Below are 19156 nucleotides of genomic sequence, written 5' to 3' on the forward strand. Positions count from 1 at the left end.
GATTTTCCTTTCAACCTTCCAACATATAAAGCTAGCTGTCGTGCTAGCTTTTTGTTTATTAGCCTTTCCTTTTTCTGTTTGATTCGTTAACTTAGTTATATGAATTTAAAGGACTAATTGATTGTTTAATGGACGAAATAATAGAACCAACTAAATACAAATTTGATAGTGGAATCAATGGGGGCAGAGTCGTTGATCCCAGTTAGCAATTGGTTTTATCAATTGATAATGACTTGTCTTCTGCATTAAAATCTATTCATAAAAACTTATACGATAAATGGACTTATGACAGATTGGCAAACTAATGGTATTGCAGTTTTGGTTGCTGCTGGTGGTATTTATATCATTTTAGGCGTGCTTTTTAGTACCTTGTATTTTCACCAAAAGCGTAATCGATTACCTTTAAAGCGTTCTAGCCTCACACGCTTACCCGCCCAGAAATTAAATCAAGAAATTGCTGATACAGGTGCCGAAATTCTTGGTCTTGCAGGTGTCACTTCAGCGATCGTATCACTTCCATTCATTATATTGGGCGTGAAACACGCCAATTTTAGCTCTCCATTGGCGCTTGGAGCTGGATTTGGGATTTTTATTTCTTTAATTTACGCAGTGTTCAAAGCTCATAAACATGTTAAAAAATTAATTCTGCTGAAGCTGGGAAGAGATGCGGAGTTGGCTGTTGCTGGAGAACTTGTAAAGCTTCAAGCCAAAGGTTTTCAAGTATTTCATGACGTTCAAGCAGATAATTTTAATATTGACCATCTTGCAGTTGGTACGCAGGGTATTTTTGCTATTGAAACCAAAGGTAGACACAAAAGAACCTCTGATAGTAATAATGGCCAGAAAGACTATAAATTGGTTTTCCAAAAAGGAATATTACATTTTCCATCATGGGTTGAAAATAAACCAATTGAACAAGCGGAACGTCAAGCAAAGTGGGTCAACGATTGGTTAGTTAAGTCTACAGCTATCAAACATCTAAACACTACCCCAGTACTGACTTTTCCAGGATGGTGGGTGGAGCTAAAGTCTAAACCACCTTTTCCAATTGTGAATCATAAACAATTACCAAGTGCTTTAACTTCAATGAAAAGTTCTTCTCTAACAAGCGAAGAAGTTTCACAGATTTGTTATCAGATAGTACAAAGATGTACTTCTGAAAATTAACCATGAATCCAATAACAAACAATAACAAAGACACCAACAAACAATAATTTATAACAAAAACACCCACTCTAATTTGATTTAGTTTGGGTGTTTTCAAACTAAACTCAGGAACGAATGGGGTCAGGTCTTGCATTGTGCAGCGTTGATAAAATGGTTTGGTTAGATTTTTAAAAGGTTAGCTATACTTTAGCTAACCTTTTTTGTTTGTTTGGGCTTATGGATGAGTCGACCACTTAGATTGGAGTTTGCAGGTGCGCTCTACCACGTTACTTCTCGTGGCAATGAGCGAAAGCCTATCTTTCGCAATGAATCAGATTTTTCCACTTTCATTGAAGTACTTAGCGATGTTTGTGACCGATACAATTGGGTAATTCATGCTTATTGCTTGATGACGAATCACTACCACTTATTGATTGAAACACCCGATGCTAATTTGTCTAAAGGTATGAGACAGCTAAATGGTGTTTATACACAACGTTTTAATCGAAACTATCAACGTGTAGGGCACTTATTTCAGGGGCGCTATAAAAGCATCCTGGTGGATAAAGATAGTTATTTACTCGAACTGTGCCGATATATTGTTTTAAATCCTGTTAGGGCGAAAGGTATGGTTGACCATCCAAGTGAATGGCTGTGGAGTAGTTATCATGAAACAACATGTATGCGAGAAGCTCCAGAATGGTTGGCTGTCGATGCATTACTGCGTATGTTTGCAACAACTAAGCTTGAAGCTATTGAACGCTATAAACACTTTGTAGCACAAGGGAAGGAGGTTAATATTTGGCAAAACCTGAAAAGCCAAATTTATCTGGGCGATGAGGAGTTTGTTGAAAAACATAAAAGTGCTATTCAAAGCGATGTTGACGTTGTTTTAAATGAAATACCAAAGAAACAAGTTAAGCCAAAGGCTAAACCGCTAAGTTATTATGAGTCGACAAACCTTAACATCAAATTAGCGATGGCACAGGCTTACTTGTCAGGTGGTTATTCCATGATAGAAATAGCTAATTATTTTGGTGTGCATTACTCCACAGTTAGCCGAGCTGTTGCACAAAGCAAGACCTGACCCCATGATCTATCAGACCTGACCCCATGATCTAATCACGAAAGGCTAGATGGCTCAGGCTATCCGAATCACCTTAATGAATCACAAATAGATCTTCCTTCACGTATCATCGCGGTCGCGGATATATTTCAAGCACTTTCTCAAGACCGGCCTTATCGAGGGCGAATGCAGCCTTATGAAATTGTTGAGATTATGCAACCGCTTGTGGATGAAAAGAAAATTGATGGAAGTGTGTTTGCGACCATTAAAAAGGATCTCGATACTTTTTACCAGCTTTCAACTAGCAGCTAACTAATATTTGAGCCATCCATATTATAAAATAACAAAGACAACCATTCTAATTTGATTTAGTTTGGGTGTTTTCAAACTAAACTCACTTTTTATTCCTCAATACGCTTCGCTTAACCGACTATCACTTGGTTTTACCTTTTGTCATATCAGCACTTTATTTCTTTTATAAATCAATATTATTCAATTCGCTAAGCTCTTGGTTGTAAGGTGTTTTCAAGTGCGGATCAGGCGTATTTAAAAAGTTGCTAGTGTTGTAACAAACAATAAAAATAAGCGAGAAGAATAATGAAAAAGAACATAATCAAATACACAAAATGTGCTTTAGGCATTGGTGCAGGTATTGCAATTGGACAATTAATATTTACTCCAGAGCAGCCTTTTGACGTATACCGTCCCATTTTTGTTGGCCTATTAACGGCATTAGTTGTTTTTGCTTTTGACCAAAAACGCAAAACAAAGTAGTGCTTAAAAAAAATAACAAAGACACCCACTCTAATTTGATTGAGTTTGGGTGTCTTTGATGACTTTTATCAATTATTGGGCTCAACAAGCTAGTGAGCGCTCACTTTTACTTTGTATTTATCTAAGGTCTGTGTTTTGATATTCAACAAGGATAAAATCTAAAAAGCAGCGCACTTTTTTGGCCAGATAGTTTCTATGTGGGTAAAGCGCTGTAAGTGTAAATTCATCAATATAATAATTGGGTAAAACACGTTGAAGCTTACCATCAGAAATTGCTTTTTTGGCAACAAATGAGGGAGTCAACGCGATACCTGCGCCAGCAATTGCCAATGCCGTCACAGCGCTTGGGCTATTTGCTGCCACCGTTTTTTTTACGGTAATAGTGTACTGCTGCCCATCTTCTGTTTTTATCGGCCAGTTTTGGGCAATTCTATAGTTACTATCAATGATGCAATCATGTGTTGATAAATCTAAGTAGTCTTTTGGAGTCCCTTTTTCAGCAAGATAAATAGGCGAAGCAACAAGCATCAATTCAAATCGGCCAACTTCCCTAGCTATTAAATTAGAATCACTGACATCACCAATTCGTAAGCGCACATCAACTCCCTCTTCAATCATATCTACAGGTCGATTGCTTAAATGTAATTCAACTTCTAAGCGAGGATATAAACGTAAAAATTTAGGCAACATTGGAGCCAACACAATTTCACCAAACGCAATAGGTGCGCTAATACGCAATTTACCTGAAGGTGAAGATTGTGATTCAGTCACTGTATCAACCAGTGCCTCATACTGTTCGATTAAATTTAAGGCATGCTGATAATAGGCCTTACCTGCATCCGTAATTGTTAACCTGCGAGTTGTGCGATTAAATAATCGAATATTTAACTGTTTTTCTACTTGCCCAACATACTTACTCACTAATGCTTTTGACATAGACAAACGTTCACTTGCCGCTGTAAATGAGCCCGTTTCAACCACCGCAATAACGGTTTTCATGCCTTCTAACGTGTCCATACTTTCTTATTGTCAATATTTTGTTGATAGTGATTCTATATTGTCCCTGTTTATCAATAAAGCGATTATCTAGAAAATACACTCATTCGAAACATACGGCATTCGAAAGTAATAGATAACACCAACTTTGTTGGTATTGATTTAGCAAATAGATGAATTAAGGAAACTAAAATGAGTTTAAACCCGACAACTAAACATGCGCTTATCAAACAAGCTAGCTCGCTTTGCGCTGCAATAACACTTGCATTTGGTATACAAGGTGAGGTGCTGGCAAAAACACAGCATAAGTACTTAGAAGTAGAGTCTCAACAAATCTTTTATCGCGAAGCTGGGAACACCTCTGCACCAACAATTGTGTTATTACATGGGTTTCCAACATCGTCTCACATGTACCGCAACCTCATCCCTGAGCTTGCAAAAAACTATCATGTTATTGCGCCGGACTATCCTGGTTTTGGTAATAGCTCAATGCCATCACTTAAAGAGTTTGAGTACAGTTTTGAAAACTTAGCGCGTATTACGGATCAATTCTTACAAAAAAAAGGACTTGAGAAATACACACTTTATGTGATGGATTATGGTGCACCAATTGGTTTTCGCATTGCTTCAGCTCACCCTGAACGTGTCAGTGGTTTAGTGATTCAAAACGGAAATGCCTATGACGAAGGACTACGCGAGTTCTGGCAACCAATAAAAGCTTACTGGAAAGATAAAACGCCTGAAAATGCACAAGTACTCCGAGATAACTTACTAACAATTGAAGCAACCGAGTGGCAATATACAAATGGCGCGCGTAATAAAGCCTTGATCAGCCCAGATAACTGGATTGTAGACCAAGCAAAGCTTGATAGACCGGGTAACAAAGATATCCAACTTGAGTTATTCCACTCGTACAGTACCAACGTTCCTTTATATCCGCAGTGGCAAGCCTACTTTAGAGAACATCAGCCACCAACATTGCTTGTTTGGGGTAAAGGTGACTATATCTTCCCTGAAGAAGGTGCTCACCCTTATAAACGAGACTTAAAGAATCTTGAGTTTCATATTCTCGACACAGGACACTTTGCGCTCGAAGAAGATGGTGACTTCATAGCAAACAAGATTAAGGATTTCATGCAAAAAAATATCAACTAATACAGCTTTTAGTAGTAAGAAAATTACAAAGACACCCACTCTAATTTGATTTAGTTTGGGTGTTTTTATGTTTAGGGTAGGTAACTCTTTTTAAGGGTGAGAGGCTCTATTTGTTAGGCGGTGTTAATTACTGCAGATTTTTTCAAGCATCAACCAGCAGTTTTTCAATTTTCACTCACGACCATTTTTCATTCTGTGGCTACGCTAAATGTTTGGTAAATGTCACTATCATTGGATTCTGATGATGGTTTATTGATAAGTAATAGATCGCCTCGCAGTGAAAAATGACCAAGTTGGCTATTTAATTGGAATACTCGCTTGAGAGAATCGATATTATAAATATTAAGGCTACTCTGATGCCAGTCAAAAAACGCAACACGTTTGCCACTTTTTTTAACAGCAAATTGCCTACCATAAAAAGCGCTCTGAGGTTGATTAGGTAAGGTCAAAGGGGTTTTATTTTGGCCAACATACCAGTTTCCAGCTTGATCAACCCAAAGCCAATTATGCTCAAATTTATCGTATTGAACACTCTGCCATTTTGGCTCAAGGCGCTCCATTGAATTGTCAGTTAAGTTAAATTCAACCACTTGCCAGTTTGCGCCAATTTTCATACTAAAAGCGACTTTATTGGCAGAGCGAAATGACACGCCGCGAAACTCTTTTTCAGGCAATGGCAGTATCTGGGTTACCCCTGAGGGTATATCAATAATATGAATCGCGTTTAATGTAAGCCCTGCTACTTTACGTGCATCAGGTGACCAAGATAAATCAACATAATGGCGGCCATCACCGTATTGGGTGATTTTTTTCTTTTTACGGGTTTCTCGGTTATATAGCCACAGTTCTTCATTGCCTGAGGTTAAACTGATGTATGCGATTTGCTGGGAGTTGGGTGATAACACAGCCAGTCGTTCATCAAAGGTATCGTTTAAAATCGATAACGCTTTATTGTCAGCAATATTATATTCATCAACATTTAAGTCATATTTAAATGCGGTAAACGCATAATCTACCCCATTACTATGTCGCTCTGGTCGACTTAATTGTTGTGGGCCCGTAAACAGCACTGTTTTGTTGCTTCCATTAAGATCAAATTGAACAATTTCACGGGCAGGGTGTTCACCCATCATAACAACATGTTCACCATCATGAGACCAAATACCACAACAAATATACGCGTTTAACTCAAACAGTAATGTTAATTGCTGTGTGTCTAAATCAAGTTGATAAAAGCCTTCCCATTGCTGTTCATTCGGTGAAGAAATTAGAATTTTGTTGTCAATTGGATGAAGATCAAACTGACTATTGCCACCTAAATGCAAATCGGGTTGTGGTAGCCACTGTGTTTTACCTGTATCTAGGTGCAGTGAATAGAGCGAGTAAGGCTTGCCCATACCTGGAGATTCAGAAAAAATAAGCACATTATCATCATGGGTAAATTTAATTTGACCAAAGCTCCCTGCTTTACAGGTATAAATTAGTTTAGGCTCAGACATCGTTAGGCCATTAAACTCGCGCATAAAGTATTGGCAAGATCCTTGTGTAGCAACTAAATAAACCAGCTTAGTACCCGTATGATTCCATACGCCAGGGCCTACGCCACTTTGTTCCCCATGGTTTACTTCAACTTGTTCACCTGAAAAAATGTTTTTTACATAGAGTTTGAAACGTTCGCCAGCATGGTTCATGTACGCGAGCCTAATGCCATCAGGGGCAAAGCTAGGAAAGTATTCACTGCCTTTATCTGATGTAACTGCTTTGGCTGAAACAATGCTATTTGGAGCGCTACGATCGTGTAACAACCACGCAAATACAAACAAGATAAAGAACAAGGGCAATAGCAGTATGTATTTAAGACTCAAGGGCTTTGTTGGTGCAGTATCGTCTTTGATGAATGGTTTTACTTCTTCAACAATGAGTGTCGCAGTTGCGACAAATCGATAGCCTCGTTTTGGTACTGTGGTTATATATTCAGGATTTCGCGCATCATCTTGCAATGCTTTTCTAAGTTTTGTGATGAGCTTACTTACGGTGTTATCACTGACATAACGGCCATGCCATACATCGTCAAGTAATTGCTCTTTACTAATCACTTGGTTTTGATTCTGACAAAAATAGGCCAAAAGTTCACACATCTTCGGTTCAAGTCGAACCTGATTATGCTCAGTGATTAAGGTTTGTTGTTGTTCATTAAACTCAAAACCTTTAATTTGCCAGCGCATATTAATCCATTCGTTCTATCACGCAGCCCTTTAAAATCAGGGCTGTCATAAAAAGTCACATCTTTTCACCACGCTGTCAGGACTTAAAAATAGGCGCTCAGTAGAGTGCTTCACGATTTAGTAGAATTATTAAAATGGAAGCACAAATGAAAAAAATAAGTTTAACGTCAGTGGTGAGCTATTTAGCAATCATCTTACTAAACTTTTTGCAAAATACCTATGCTGAGGATAGTAGCCAATATCCTGTCCCTCCGCTTATTGTCGCAACCGAATTGAGTGCAGCAGAAAATGCAGAAGCGATTTTAGCATCAACAGATTTCAAAAAAGAGCTAACGTTATTTGCAAAAAAATTAACGCCAGCACAAGTAGACCAACAACCCATGTTTAATAAAATTGCATTACTATCATTGCGAGGGGATTTTGAAGCCATAGAGACTCACATTGAAAAGCAAAATAATACGTTAGAGTTTTCTCATTACCAGCTATTTCACCAAATAAATCAGGTGTTAAACGATAAAGGTAAGATGCATGATTCCTTTGCAGAAACAAGCCGTGAGTTTATTGGTCAGAAATTTGAAAAACTGGATGATGAAGCGTTTGTAAAATTGTCCTTAGCGTTAGGCTGGTCGGTGTCTAACGCCTATGACTATGTATTTAACGTTTATAAGCAAGTACAAAACAAACAAAGCGTATCGCATGATGAGATGATAAATATTGCGGTAAACACCCATTTATATCATGTACTTAAAGTAATCATTCCCATTACAAATGAAATTGTAAAACGTGAGCAAGCGCGTCGTTTTTACATTCAACCGGATGTGTTAGTTAAGTTAAAAAGTGGTATCGAGTTATCCATCACTCTTGTTCGCACTCGCGGGCTAAAAAAACCGAATAGCACAGCGTTACAGTTTACAATTTATGCGGATGAAGCAGCACACATTAAATCTGCCATGCATGCTGCAGCCCATGGGTATATTGGCATTGTGGCTAATTCGAGAGGCAAGCGTTCGAGCAAAGATGCGATTGTGCCTTGGGAACACGAAGGGGAAGATGCATCGCAGTTAATTGACTGGATCACCGAACAGGTGTGGAGTAATGGCAAAGTTGTAATGTACAGTGGCAGTTATAATGGCTTTACTCAGTGGGCAACCGCAAAGCATATGCCAAAGGGGTTAAAGGCGATAGCACCTTATGTGGCGGCCAATTTAATAACAGGTCTACCGTACGAAAACAATATTGCTTTAACAGGCAATTTCGAATGGCCCTTATTTGTGACCAACAACAAAACAGTAGACAACAGTGTTTATAATGACTGGCAGCGAACGAATAATATCGTAAATACGCTTTATAAAACTGGTCGAGCAATTGTTGATATTGATAAAATTGCTGAAAAACCAAGTCCATGGCTTCAAAAGTGGTTAGCTCACCCTGAAGATGGGCCTTACTATCAACGTATGGTGCCACATAAAGACGATTATAAACGCATTAATATACCTGTTCTTACTATTACAGGGTATTTTGAAGGCGGTCAGATATCAGCGTTAAACTACTTGCATCAGCATTATAAATATAACCCTAATGCTAATCATGCACTCTTAATTGGTCCTTACAATCATTGGTCAGCACAGAATAAACCACGTTCTCACCACAGTAATTATAAGTTAGACCCTGTAGCCCTTGAAAAAGATACAGATGAGCTGGTATTTGAGTGGTTTGATCATGTGTTATATGGCAAGCCTAAACCAAAACTCGTGCAAAATAAGGTGAACTACCAAGTCATGGGGGCAAACGAATGGCGATTTGCGGACTCATTGCAAGCGCTAAACCAACAAGCTGCGACTTTTTATATTCAAGCATCAGCGAATAAAGCTGAAAACTATTTGTTAGCAAAAGCGCCTTCTTTGCAGACTAATCAATATATTGAGCAGATTGTTGATATGACGGATAGAAGTGAACAACGCAACCTAGCGCCATGGCCAGTAATTCAAGACAGCATTGATAAACAAGGTGGTATTCAAGTTGAAACACCTATATTTACAGAAGATATGGAGCTAACAGGTGCAATATCTGGCTTTTTTGATATATCAGTAAATAAAAAGGATGTGGATATTGGCTTTAATTACTATGAAGTGACTGCTGAAGGTGAGGTTTTCCATTTAAATAACTATCGCAGCCGAGTAAGTTACGCAGATGATATGGGTGAAAGACGTTTGCTTATGCCCAATAAAAAACGTCGTGTTCCGATTGTTAATGCCCGATTTACTTCAAAACTTATCAAAAAGGGCAGCAAAATCGTGCTTGTTTTAAACGTCAATAAAAACACCGACGCACAAGTTAACTTAGGTTCAGGCAAACCGGTTAATTATGAAAGTATTGCAGATGCAGGCGAACCTATGATTTTGAAATGGTATTTATCATCAGAGATTAATCTACCACTTAAGCCATGGGGGAGTGTGTTGTAATTGGTAACGGTAATCAATGGATGACCCCATTGATTACCGCTGTTTGTAAAACGTGTTAGTTTTTAAGCTTCGCTTTTAGCTTACTAATTGCATCGAGGTAGCGACGTTTATTTGCATGGTTACTGTCAACCATTTGATTTGCTTGTTCATAGTGTTTTAACGCAATCTTAAGTTGCCCGTTTGCTTCATATGTTCTAGCTAATAAAAAGTAAGAATAGTCTGAACCAGGGAACAAGCTTATATTGTGTTTGTAGGCTTCAATAGCATTATTATAGTTTTTCTTATAGTGCTCACTATTACCTAAGTTAATTAGCCAGCGTTCGGAAGAAAAATTTATCTTAAATGTGTCTTTCACATTGTTCATATGTGTTATCACAACTTCTAACCCTTTTGCGCTTTGCGCGTATGATAAAGGCCATGCCTTAAATAGTGTTGTTAACCCGTGATAGTGAGCATCAAAAACAACAGTGAGATGGCTTTCGTCAGGGAATTCTTGTGAGCTAACCGAATCAATATTTACAGACTCAAAAGCTTGCGTAATTGCAGTGTAACTTGCGCCTGTAGTGCCTTTTTCATTGCCTTTACTTAGGTACAAGGCAGCTTTAGACAGTGTTTTTTGTTCAATTTGGTGTTTAGCTTCAACCACCAAGCGTTCTTTATCCCAACCTAAAGATGGGCTAATTGCCATATATCCGTCAAACAAGTTGGGTTTGTTAAGATAGGTATAAAATGAAAATAAACCGCCAAACGAATGGCCAGAAAATACCTTAAAGTCAGTCGTTCTGTATTTTTTGTTGATGTGCGGAACTAGCTCAGACTCTATAAAGTTAGCAAACTGACTAGCGCCCCCATAGTTTACGCTTTTGAACCAAGGGTGGTTTTTCTCTTCCTCATCATAAACAATGGGTGTTAAATCCCGAATTCGGTTTTCACTTGTATCTATGCCGACCAATATCATTGGTGGGATTTTGTTGGCTTTAGTTAAGAAATTTACAGTACTAGCCATTATTTCAAAATGGGCATGTGCATCAGAAAAATATAATACTGGGTAGTTATAACCGGTTTTGTCATAGTTTTCTGGCAAACTAATGAATAACTTTCGGGTTTCGTTAAGTACTTGCGAGTTGAGAGTTTCACTTTTGCCAATAACGACTTCGTCCGCATTAGCTGATGATAGGGTGAAAAGTGTTAATACTATAAATCCAATGATGAACCTTATCATCTTATTCCTTATACTTTATTCGGTTTCACTTGATAACTTACACAGCAATTCTGTCATTGTTGCAAATAGTGTGGGCAAATAACAAGTCACACAGCTGTTAATGTGTAAAAGCGTCCCAATGAACCGTGCCTTTTGGTCGAATGGGCGCTTGATTTGGCTTAAGGGCCATGCAATTTAGGCCCTTCATGCTAAAAATAGAAATTACATATTGTTCATTATTTCTACCATCGCCAAAGCAACTGCTTTTGATGATTGGTAATTCGTGCCAGTAATAATGCGACCATCGATTTGCACATACGATTGATTACGTTCGCCATATGAAAACTTACCGCCACGTTGTTTTATGGTGTTTTCAATATCAAATGGAAATTGCTGATAATAAGCAGCATCTATTTTTTCATATGCAGTTGGGTAACCACTTACTTTGCGACCAGCAACGAGATATTCACCATTACTTAGTTTTAAGTTCACAATGCCAGCTGTACCATGGCACACCGATGAAACAATGCCATTATTTTTTTCATATACCGCCATTGCTATTGCTTGTAATGTTTTGTTTTCGGCAACCTGATACATAGCATTACCACCCCCTACATAATGCACCGCTAAATATTGGCTGGCATCTACTTGCTCGGGTGCTAACGTATTCGCTAATAAATACATAAAGTCATGGTTATAAATAAACTTTTTGTGCTTTTCGTTTGATGTGTTGATATAAGCCAAAGGTAATTTACCACCTTGTGTACTTACAACATCAACCTGATAACCCGCATTAATAAACACTTCGTAGGCTTCAACTAACTCAGAAAAACTAACACCTGTTGGTAAACTAGACTCGCCATGATGATCCGCACTTGAAGTAATAAATAAAACACGTTTATTCATTGCGCTTTTTAATTGTTTATTGTCTTGTTGAGATGCCAATTGAGTTGCCGTTTTACTGACAATTTGCCACCCTTTTGGAAAACGCTTAAGTAAAAATTGATCAATATATTGCTTTAAAGGAGAGGCCATTGTAATTAACGCTCTTGCCATTGCAATATCACCATCTAGTGTGACTGATAAAATCTTACCAGCGCGCTGCCCTTTGGTTGACTCAAACCAGCTAGCATAGTCTTCAGCTGATACTTGCCAAAACGCTTTACTAGGGTGACTTAGTAGTAAAGAAGCATGCTCATGAAATGCACTTTTAATTAATTCAGGTTCACCCTTGCTAGTGCCATTTATATATTTGTGAATAACCGCTCTTACTTCACGCTGTTCATCCACTTTTGCGTGTGCTTGTGTTGTGAAATGCACAACCAGAATAAGTAACATTAACCATTTAAACGTCTGTTTCATAAAATTGAGCTCCATAATAATTTACTCGCTCAATTTTATTTAAATTTAATATAATCAATAAGCTAAGTTATATTCTGGTAGTCCTAAATTATAATTTAGCAGTGCGATAACGGTTTGGAGTCATACCCGTTTTGTGTTTAAAGGCACTGTAAAATGTTGAAGACGAACTAAAGCCACTTTGTTCTGCAATATCGTCAATACTGGAGTTCGGCTCTGCAAGTAACAGTGTTTGCGCGAAGGTGACGCGTTGACTATTTATGTACTGTTTGAAGTTCATTTGATAATGATCATTCAATAATTGCGACAACAGTGTGTGAGGCATGCCTATACGTTTAGCGAGTCGTGGTAATGAGAGCTGAGGATCAGTGTAGATACGTTCTTCATTTATTAACTGTTCAAGAGCATTTGAATAGGCGTTTATTTGATCGTCTGTTAACTTGTTATTTGCGTATTTATTGTTTTTTAATGGCTGCACTTTAGGTGTTTTGAGTAGCGTTAAAATTGATAAATACAGGGTGAGTGAAAAACTTAACGCGCCCATAATGTAAGAAGTGTAAGAGGCAGTAAAGTAAGCTAACCAGATTAAAGCACCGCCCATCAATACTATAAGTGGCTTGTCGGTGATTAACGCTTGCCATTGGCCTTTAAACTGTTGGATCTTTTCTCTGTAATGAAAAAAGCTCAAGAGTAAACACGCCAACCATAGGTAGCTTGAACCCCGATAAACCCAATATTGCCAGAGTTCTAAATGGGTTTTGTAAGGATACACAATTCCCAAAACCACAATAAATATCGCTAAACTAGCAAAAGTCCACTTTGCTAAGGTGTTGAGCGGACCTTGCTCGGTTTGATGAGTAACATAAGCGTAAATACACGGACCAATAAGAAAACACGCCGTTAACCCGAGTTGTAGAATGTTTTTATCTAAGCTTGGGGTAAAGTAACAACCGACTTGCCGATACGTATACAAAGTAATAGCAATAACATTGCCAGCCAATTATCACCCACTTGCTTATTTTGACTAAGAACTAACCATGAAGCTAAAAGCAGGCCATTAAACACCCCTAAGGCGGAAAAGAAGAATAATAAATAAGAGGTGGCGCTCATGAAAAATCAAACTTAGTAATAAACTCTGTAACTATCCCAAATCTAATCGAGTGAAACAAGGAGTAGCATTAAGGAAATATTATGATATGTAATTACTTAAACCAATTGATTACTCTCCAAATCCTATTTTGATGCTTATTTATAATCTAATTATCTGGATTTTAAGAGCTTTTTCTATTACCCTGTTCCGCGTTTAGAAACTTTTCCAGGCTATTGGCGCTTAAATGATAATTGTCATAAAACATGGAAAGAAATTAGAGAAAGTATTGTATGAAAATGGTGTTATGGCTTGCTTTGGGCCTTATTTTTTCACTAAATTGTTTTGCTTCCAACCCTGAAGATATAACTACTTGGGGGCATATGGAAGGTAAAGTAAAAAGCGCGAATATCAAAGATTACACCTTTCATGTAGCCAATGGGGAAGCGCATTTGGCTTATCAAGGCGAGGCAGGGCTAAAAAGTTTTGGTGCCGCAGGTATCGACTTTGACGCTGCGCCATTTGTTGGTAAAAAGCTGAAATTTTCCGCCGAAATCAAATCACAAAATTCTGAATATTCTTCAATTTGGCTAAGAGTGAATGATTCGGAAAAAGTGATTGCGTTTGATAATGCTACCGAACGCAGCCTTATTGGCACTAAAGACTGGACACCATTTCAAGTTATACTGCCGGTGACCGCTGGTGCAGAGCATATTTATGCCGGTTTAATACAAGGCGCGAAAGGGTCTATGTCGGCGCGCAATATTTCGTTTTCGGTAACAGATGAAAAAAGCACGGCAAATTACATTTATAAAAGTGATTACAGCCTAAATCTAGACAAGTGGAGGATAGGCTTTTCTGATGTTGGGAAATTTAAAGCTTGGTCAGAAAATGGGGTAGCGACAATTAAACGTATAAGTAATAGCTACAACGATGAGTCATTTGCTACCTGGTATGAATATTTTGAACCAAGCCAATTTATTGGTAAACGAGTTCAATTTAGCGCTGAAATAAGAACCGAAAATGTCACTGAAGGTTACGCAGGGATTTGGATGCGGGTAGATGGCAAGCTGAAAAATCTGCAATACGATAATATGAAAGATAGAGGGGTGAAAGGCACTACAGGCTGGCAAACTTACACAGTGGTATTGGATATCACGGATGAACAGTCTAAGCATATTGCATTTGGTGGTTTACTCTCGGGGAACGGGCAAGTTTGGATACGTAACGTGTCTTTTTCACCTGTTGGAAAAAACATAGCATCGACCAACATTTATCAAGGTGAGCAAGAACACAATACTAATAACTCACATTTTAGTCAGTTTGATATTGCCTTATTATTTGGCAGGTTTTTATATCATACGGCCAATAACTAGCCGCTAATTGAAGTGAGATTAAAAAGGTTAGCAATACTTTAGCTAACCTTTTTCATTGGTTGAGGCTAATAAGGAGCAATACGCTCACTTACTATCGTTTTACGTAGTTCCTTTTCGAGTTTACAAAACCACCTTTCGTAACTCTTTTACTAGTTTTGCAATATCCAATGAGGTGTCGTTGCAAAATACAATCGATGAATACTGCTTTTCAGGAATGCGCTCATAATTGGTGATGGTGCCAAGCCAACCGCCACTGTGGTGAATGATTTTTAGCCCGTCTTTTTCAGTAATAAATTGGCCATTGGCATAGTGTTTACCCTCGGCTGTAATATCTGGGTTATTCGGGCGCATAAACTGGCTAAGTAATTGCTCTGGCTCTTTACCTAAAGTTGGCTTGTAGAAATAGGCATCCCATTTTGCCATATCTTCAACGGTGGTATGCAAACCGCCATCGCCTACCCAAAATAAGTTGGTCATATTAGTGAAGTAGTTGCCTTCTTTATCTTTGCTGTAACCATCAGCACGGTTTTTAACGATTTCAGTCGGTTCGTCACTGAAAAAGGTATTTTTCATACCTAATGGTTTAAATATGCGCTTTTCACTGTATTCGCGGAGGCTTTCTCCTGAGACACGTTCAACGAGCATCGACAATAAGAAATAAGCATAGTTGCTGTAGTTAAAGCGTTCGTTAGGCTGATTTCTGAGAGGTACTGTTTTTACGTAATCGTAGAATTCTTGAATTGTTAAATAGTCTTCATTACCTAAACGAAAATCGCCTGCCATGGTGGATTTAAGTTTTAACGTATCTTTATCGAGCTCAGTGTTTACAAAGTCATAATCCCCCATGCCTGAATAATGGCCTAACATGGCATTAATAGACACCGGTGCTTTGTAGTCTCTTAATTCAGGTAAATAGGTGCGAATATCTTCATTTAAGTCAATTTTCCCTTCATCGGCAAGAAGCAGCACAGCAAAGCCCGTAAATTGCTTAGACACCGAAGCAATACGGTGAACATGTGTGCCATCGAGTGGCACATTAAGCTCCATATTTGCTAAGCCATAGCCTGCTCGATGAATAAGCTTGCCATTTTTTATCACACCAACACTACAGCCTGGGCTATGTGTTTTTATCTCGGCAAATACACTGTCAATTTGCGCTTTATTAGGTGTTGCTGCTTGTACTAAAGCACTTGTTACTAATCCTGATAACAATAATGCAGTACGTGTTTTATTTTTCATAATTTCCCTGAGCGTTTTGAAATTTAATGGCATCTAATGTACCTGTTATTTCTAATTGGGCAATTGATAGTTTGTAACAAAGCATTGATTTAAATGTTAAAAATTACATTGCTACTTGTCATTTTAGAAATTGAGAATCATTGTTTGGAGATACACTGTGCTTTAAAAACTCACTAACTGGTTTTGATAATTAAAAGTGAATTATTTTATGTAGCAAAAGATGCTGGAACTATTGCTCAATAAAAAGTAACGCATAGACACCTTTTGGCTAATGTATAAAATTCAAAATTTGTTATTCCCTCTATTCAGTTTAAAAATTGTATGCAATATTGGGTAGTACAAGCAAAACATCAACATGAGGAAATTATGAGAAAGTGCGCTTTTCTATCTATGGATTGTTTAGATGAGTTTGAAGTTTACGATGAGTTGGTTGAACCCTATTTAAATGAGCTCGGATTTTCGGTAGATACGGTTTCTTGGCGTAATACAAGTGTAGATTGGAACCAGTATGAAATGGTGGTTATACGCACCCCTTGGGATTACCAAGATGCACCAGAGGCCTTTTTATCTGTATTAGAGAAAATAGAAAACAGTCAGGCAGAGCTACAAAATACGCTGGATATTGTACGTTGGAATATCGACAAAATTTATCTTCAGGAATTAGCCAAGTTAGGTGTAAGGTTAATCCCCACCATGTGGCAAAATAGACTCGGCGATACAAATATAACAAAAGCGCAGATAGACTCATTTTTTAGCGCATTTGATACCCAAGAAATTATTATTAAACCACGTATAAGCGCCAATGCGGATAACACCTTTTGGTTGAAAGCAGAGCAAGACGTTGACCTTGCTAGTTTAAATAACGCATTTAAAGAACGCGATTTTATGGTGCAACCATTTGTGCCAGAAGTTGTAGAGAATGGTGAGTTCTCACTGTTTTATTTTAATGGTGAATATAGCCATGCCATACTCAAAACCCCCAAACAAAATGACTTTAGGGTACAAGAAGAGCATGGTGGTAGTTTGACTACAGTAACGCCAGATGCGTCGCTATTTGAGGCTGCAAACACATGCATGATAGCCATTCAAAGTGTGCATACTATGCCGCTTTATGCACGCCTTGATTTAGTTAAATTTAATAGGGAGTTTTGCCTGATGGAAGCAGAGCTAATAGAGCCCTCTTTATATTTTAATATGGACGCACAATCGCCAAAGCATTTCGCAAATGCCATTAAAGCCAGATTAATGTAAGCTCGCATTCATCAAGTTTAGTTTTGCATTGTGTGGTACAAGAAAAACATCAACATAATAAAATCATGAGGAAATGCGTTCTTCAATCCACTACTCTTCACTTTTTTGTCTATGTTTTTAAGGTTAAAAAAGTGAAGAGTAGAATAGTTAAATCGATTTAATGATCTACTTTTTTGAAGTAAACATCATTTATGTAGTCATGCTCTTGATTAAATAAAATACCATGTTCATTACTTGAAAGAGGTAATACTTCGACTCCAGTATCAACGTCGTCTATTACTTTTTTCATAGGAGTGAAATTTAGCAGATCATAGCTAACGATTTGATAGATTCCTCGCTCACCATAATACTGAAAATATAAAGAAAGTTTATTATTTTCAAATAGTAAATCTCCCGCTACGACGAAATCAAAACTGTTGATTACACTCCAAGTTACCCCATCCTCTGACTGCATTAACTTAAGCGAATAGTCTAATTGTGAAGTGAATAAACCGAAATATCCCTGATCATTAGCTTGTATTATCTTGTAAGTATAAAAGTCAAAGTCTTCCTGTTCGTTAACTAATTCTTGTGGGGAACTCCAGTTAACAAAGTCAGTGGTTCTTGTTACATAACTAATTGATTTATTGCTACTATGATCGGTAAAAAATACGCTATAGGCACTTTCTAATTTATGGACAAAACCGTTAAGCTTAAGGCTATAGTTGCTGATATTCTTATGGTTTATCAAGAAATCACTGTCATTGTATAGGTTTACTTTTGACCAATCTTTTGAATTGTTTGAATGAGCCATACAAAACGCAGAGTCACACGTAAAAATAAGGCGAGTTTCATCTAAAAACACTCCATTTATACTATTTTCTGGAAAGGTTCCCACAATAGACCAGCTATTACCTGCGTCTTCAGAAAGAGAAACATAGCTTGCATTAGGTGTCTGATCAGACGAATAAAAAGCTAGCAAATTACCATTGTCAGAGCTTGTTGCATCTTTGATGTAGTTTTTGCTTTGGCTTTTACTAATATTGATCCCTTGTGCACTACCAGGGTTATAACCACACGGTGTCTTTGTACACTCAACAGTAAATGGTACTTTTTGTTGTACTTGAAAAAAGTTCTCTGATAAGTCTTTATCGCCACAAATATTGCTTCCAGAGCTACAGTATAATGTCAAGTTGATATAAAACTCCCCAGAATAATCAGGTGCGGGAATATCAATAACCCAATTTAGCTTCTGAAAGTCGAATTGCGCATTGTAGTAGCCATTATCGCTATAAAAAGGTACTTCTTTATTTAGAGCTCTATCAAAGATTTGATATTGAATATGCCAATTATCTGAAGCGGATAGTTTAGTTTCATCGGTATAAAAACCTCTTGCCTTAAATATGATGTTACTGCTTTCATAAATTGTTGATGACGGGTGATGAGCTACAGCGTGAAGAAAATCTTCATTGTCTGTGAATAAGTCGTTGTCATCATCATTATCTGCATTATCACCAATACCATCAAGATCGAAGTCATCTGTTTCTGATGGATCTAGAGGAAACGCATCATCATTATCTAATACACCATCATTATCATCATCGGTGTCAGCATTATTTCCTATACCATCGCTGTCAGTATCAACTGATTCAGTGTTATCTAATGGGAAGGCGTCTTCAGTATCTGGCACACCATCATTATCATCATCGGTATCTGCATTGTTGCCAATACCATCATTATCAGTGTCAACGGATTCGGTGTTATCTAATGGAAACGCATCTTCATTATCAGGTACACCATCATTGTCATCATCGGTGTCTGCATTGTTGCCAATACCATC

13 protein-coding genes and 2 pseudogenes are annotated in these 19156 nt (G+C 37.8%); 8 read left to right on the plus strand and 7 right to left on the minus strand.

The features are described 5' to 3' along the window. Nucleotides 1–285: 285 nt before the first annotated feature. The 4 genes and pseudogenes from ON073_RS16540 (at nucleotide 286) to ON073_RS16555 (ending at nucleotide 2986) form a co-directional block, all read left to right on the plus strand. On the plus strand, nucleotides 286–1167 hold the full coding sequence (locus ON073_RS16540; RefSeq protein WP_274762994.1) for a nuclease-related domain-containing protein: 882 nt from the start codon (nucleotides 286–288) through the stop codon (nucleotides 1165–1167). A gap of 220 nt (nucleotides 1168–1387) precedes the next feature. Then, on the plus strand, nucleotides 1388–2233 hold the full coding sequence (locus ON073_RS16545) for an REP-associated tyrosine transposase (protein WP_274762995.1): 846 nt from the start codon (nucleotides 1388–1390) through the stop codon (nucleotides 2231–2233). A 48-nt stretch (nucleotides 2234–2281) separates the two neighbouring features. After that, nucleotides 2282–2524: pseudogene (locus ON073_RS20535) on the plus strand (HD-GYP domain-containing protein); the annotation flags it as partial. A gap of 285 nt (nucleotides 2525–2809) precedes the next feature. Next, a complete protein-coding gene (locus tag ON073_RS16555) occupies nucleotides 2810–2986 on the plus strand; it encodes a hypothetical protein (protein ID WP_274762997.1) in 177 nt (58 codons plus the stop codon). Between the two features lie 117 nt (nucleotides 2987–3103). Here ON073_RS16555 and ON073_RS16560 read toward each other — a convergent pair whose 3' ends face one another. Beyond that, entirely contained in the window at nucleotides 3104–4003 is a 900-nt protein-coding gene (locus ON073_RS16560; RefSeq protein ID WP_274762998.1) for a LysR family transcriptional regulator, read from the minus strand. Between the two features lie 171 nt (nucleotides 4004–4174). Between ON073_RS16560 and ON073_RS16565 the strand changes: the two genes are divergently transcribed. After that, entirely contained in the window at nucleotides 4175–5137 is a 963-nt protein-coding gene (locus tag ON073_RS16565; protein ID WP_274762999.1) for an alpha/beta fold hydrolase, read from the plus strand. 188 nt (nucleotides 5138–5325) lie between these two features. On the opposite strand, the gene ON073_RS16570 is transcribed toward ON073_RS16565, so the two are convergent. Further along, complete coding sequence (locus ON073_RS16570; RefSeq protein WP_274763000.1) at nucleotides 5326–7362, minus strand: winged helix-turn-helix domain-containing protein; 2037 nt, start codon at nucleotides 7360–7362, stop codon at nucleotides 5326–5328. A 146-nt stretch (nucleotides 7363–7508) separates the two neighbouring features. Here ON073_RS16570 and ON073_RS16575 point away from each other — a divergent pair, with 146 nt between their 5' ends. After that, nucleotides 7509–9824 (plus strand): CocE/NonD family hydrolase, encoded by a 2316-nt coding sequence (locus tag ON073_RS16575; RefSeq protein ID WP_274763001.1) that lies wholly within the window; start codon nucleotides 7509–7511, stop codon nucleotides 9822–9824. Between the two features lie 55 nt (nucleotides 9825–9879). Here the strand turns inward: ON073_RS16575 and ON073_RS16580 are convergent, their stop codons facing one another. From ON073_RS16580 to ON073_RS16590, 3 genes are all read right to left on the minus strand, one after another. Then, nucleotides 9880–11046 (minus strand): alpha/beta hydrolase-fold protein, encoded by a 1167-nt coding sequence (locus tag ON073_RS16580; protein WP_274763002.1) that lies wholly within the window; start codon nucleotides 11044–11046, stop codon nucleotides 9880–9882. 201 nt (nucleotides 11047–11247) lie between these two features. Next, complete coding sequence (locus ON073_RS16585; RefSeq protein ID WP_274763003.1) at nucleotides 11248–12387, minus strand: nuclear transport factor 2 family protein; 1140 nt, start codon at nucleotides 12385–12387, stop codon at nucleotides 11248–11250. Nucleotides 12388–12475: 88 nt separating this feature from the next. Further along, nucleotides 12476–13384, minus strand: a complete 909-nt coding sequence (locus tag ON073_RS16590; protein WP_274763004.1) for a helix-turn-helix domain-containing protein — start codon at nucleotides 13382–13384, stop codon at nucleotides 12476–12478. Between the two features lie 380 nt (nucleotides 13385–13764). Here ON073_RS16590 and ON073_RS16595 point away from each other — a divergent pair, with 380 nt between their 5' ends. Further along, nucleotides 13765–14847: a hypothetical protein gene (locus ON073_RS16595; protein WP_274763005.1), complete on the plus strand. Its 1083-nt coding sequence runs from the start codon at nucleotides 13765–13767 to the stop codon at nucleotides 14845–14847. Between the two features lie 120 nt (nucleotides 14848–14967). Here the strand turns inward: ON073_RS16595 and ON073_RS16600 are convergent, their stop codons facing one another. After that, nucleotides 14968–16086: a serine hydrolase domain-containing protein gene (locus ON073_RS16600; RefSeq protein ID WP_274763006.1), complete on the minus strand. Its 1119-nt coding sequence runs from the start codon at nucleotides 16084–16086 to the stop codon at nucleotides 14968–14970. A gap of 321 nt (nucleotides 16087–16407) precedes the next feature. Here ON073_RS16600 and ON073_RS16605 point away from each other — a divergent pair, with 321 nt between their 5' ends. After that, entirely contained in the window at nucleotides 16408–17337 is a 930-nt protein-coding gene (locus ON073_RS16605) for an ATP-grasp domain-containing protein (RefSeq protein ID WP_274763007.1), read from the plus strand. Nucleotides 17338–17494: 157 nt separating this feature from the next. Here the strand turns inward: ON073_RS16605 and ON073_RS16610 are convergent. Further along, a pseudogene (locus ON073_RS16610) lies at nucleotides 17495–19156 on the minus strand (hypothetical protein); the annotation flags it as partial.

The organism is Pseudoalteromonas sp. G4, assembly GCF_028875915.1.
Lineage (GTDB): Bacteria > Pseudomonadota > Gammaproteobacteria > Enterobacterales > Alteromonadaceae > Pseudoalteromonas.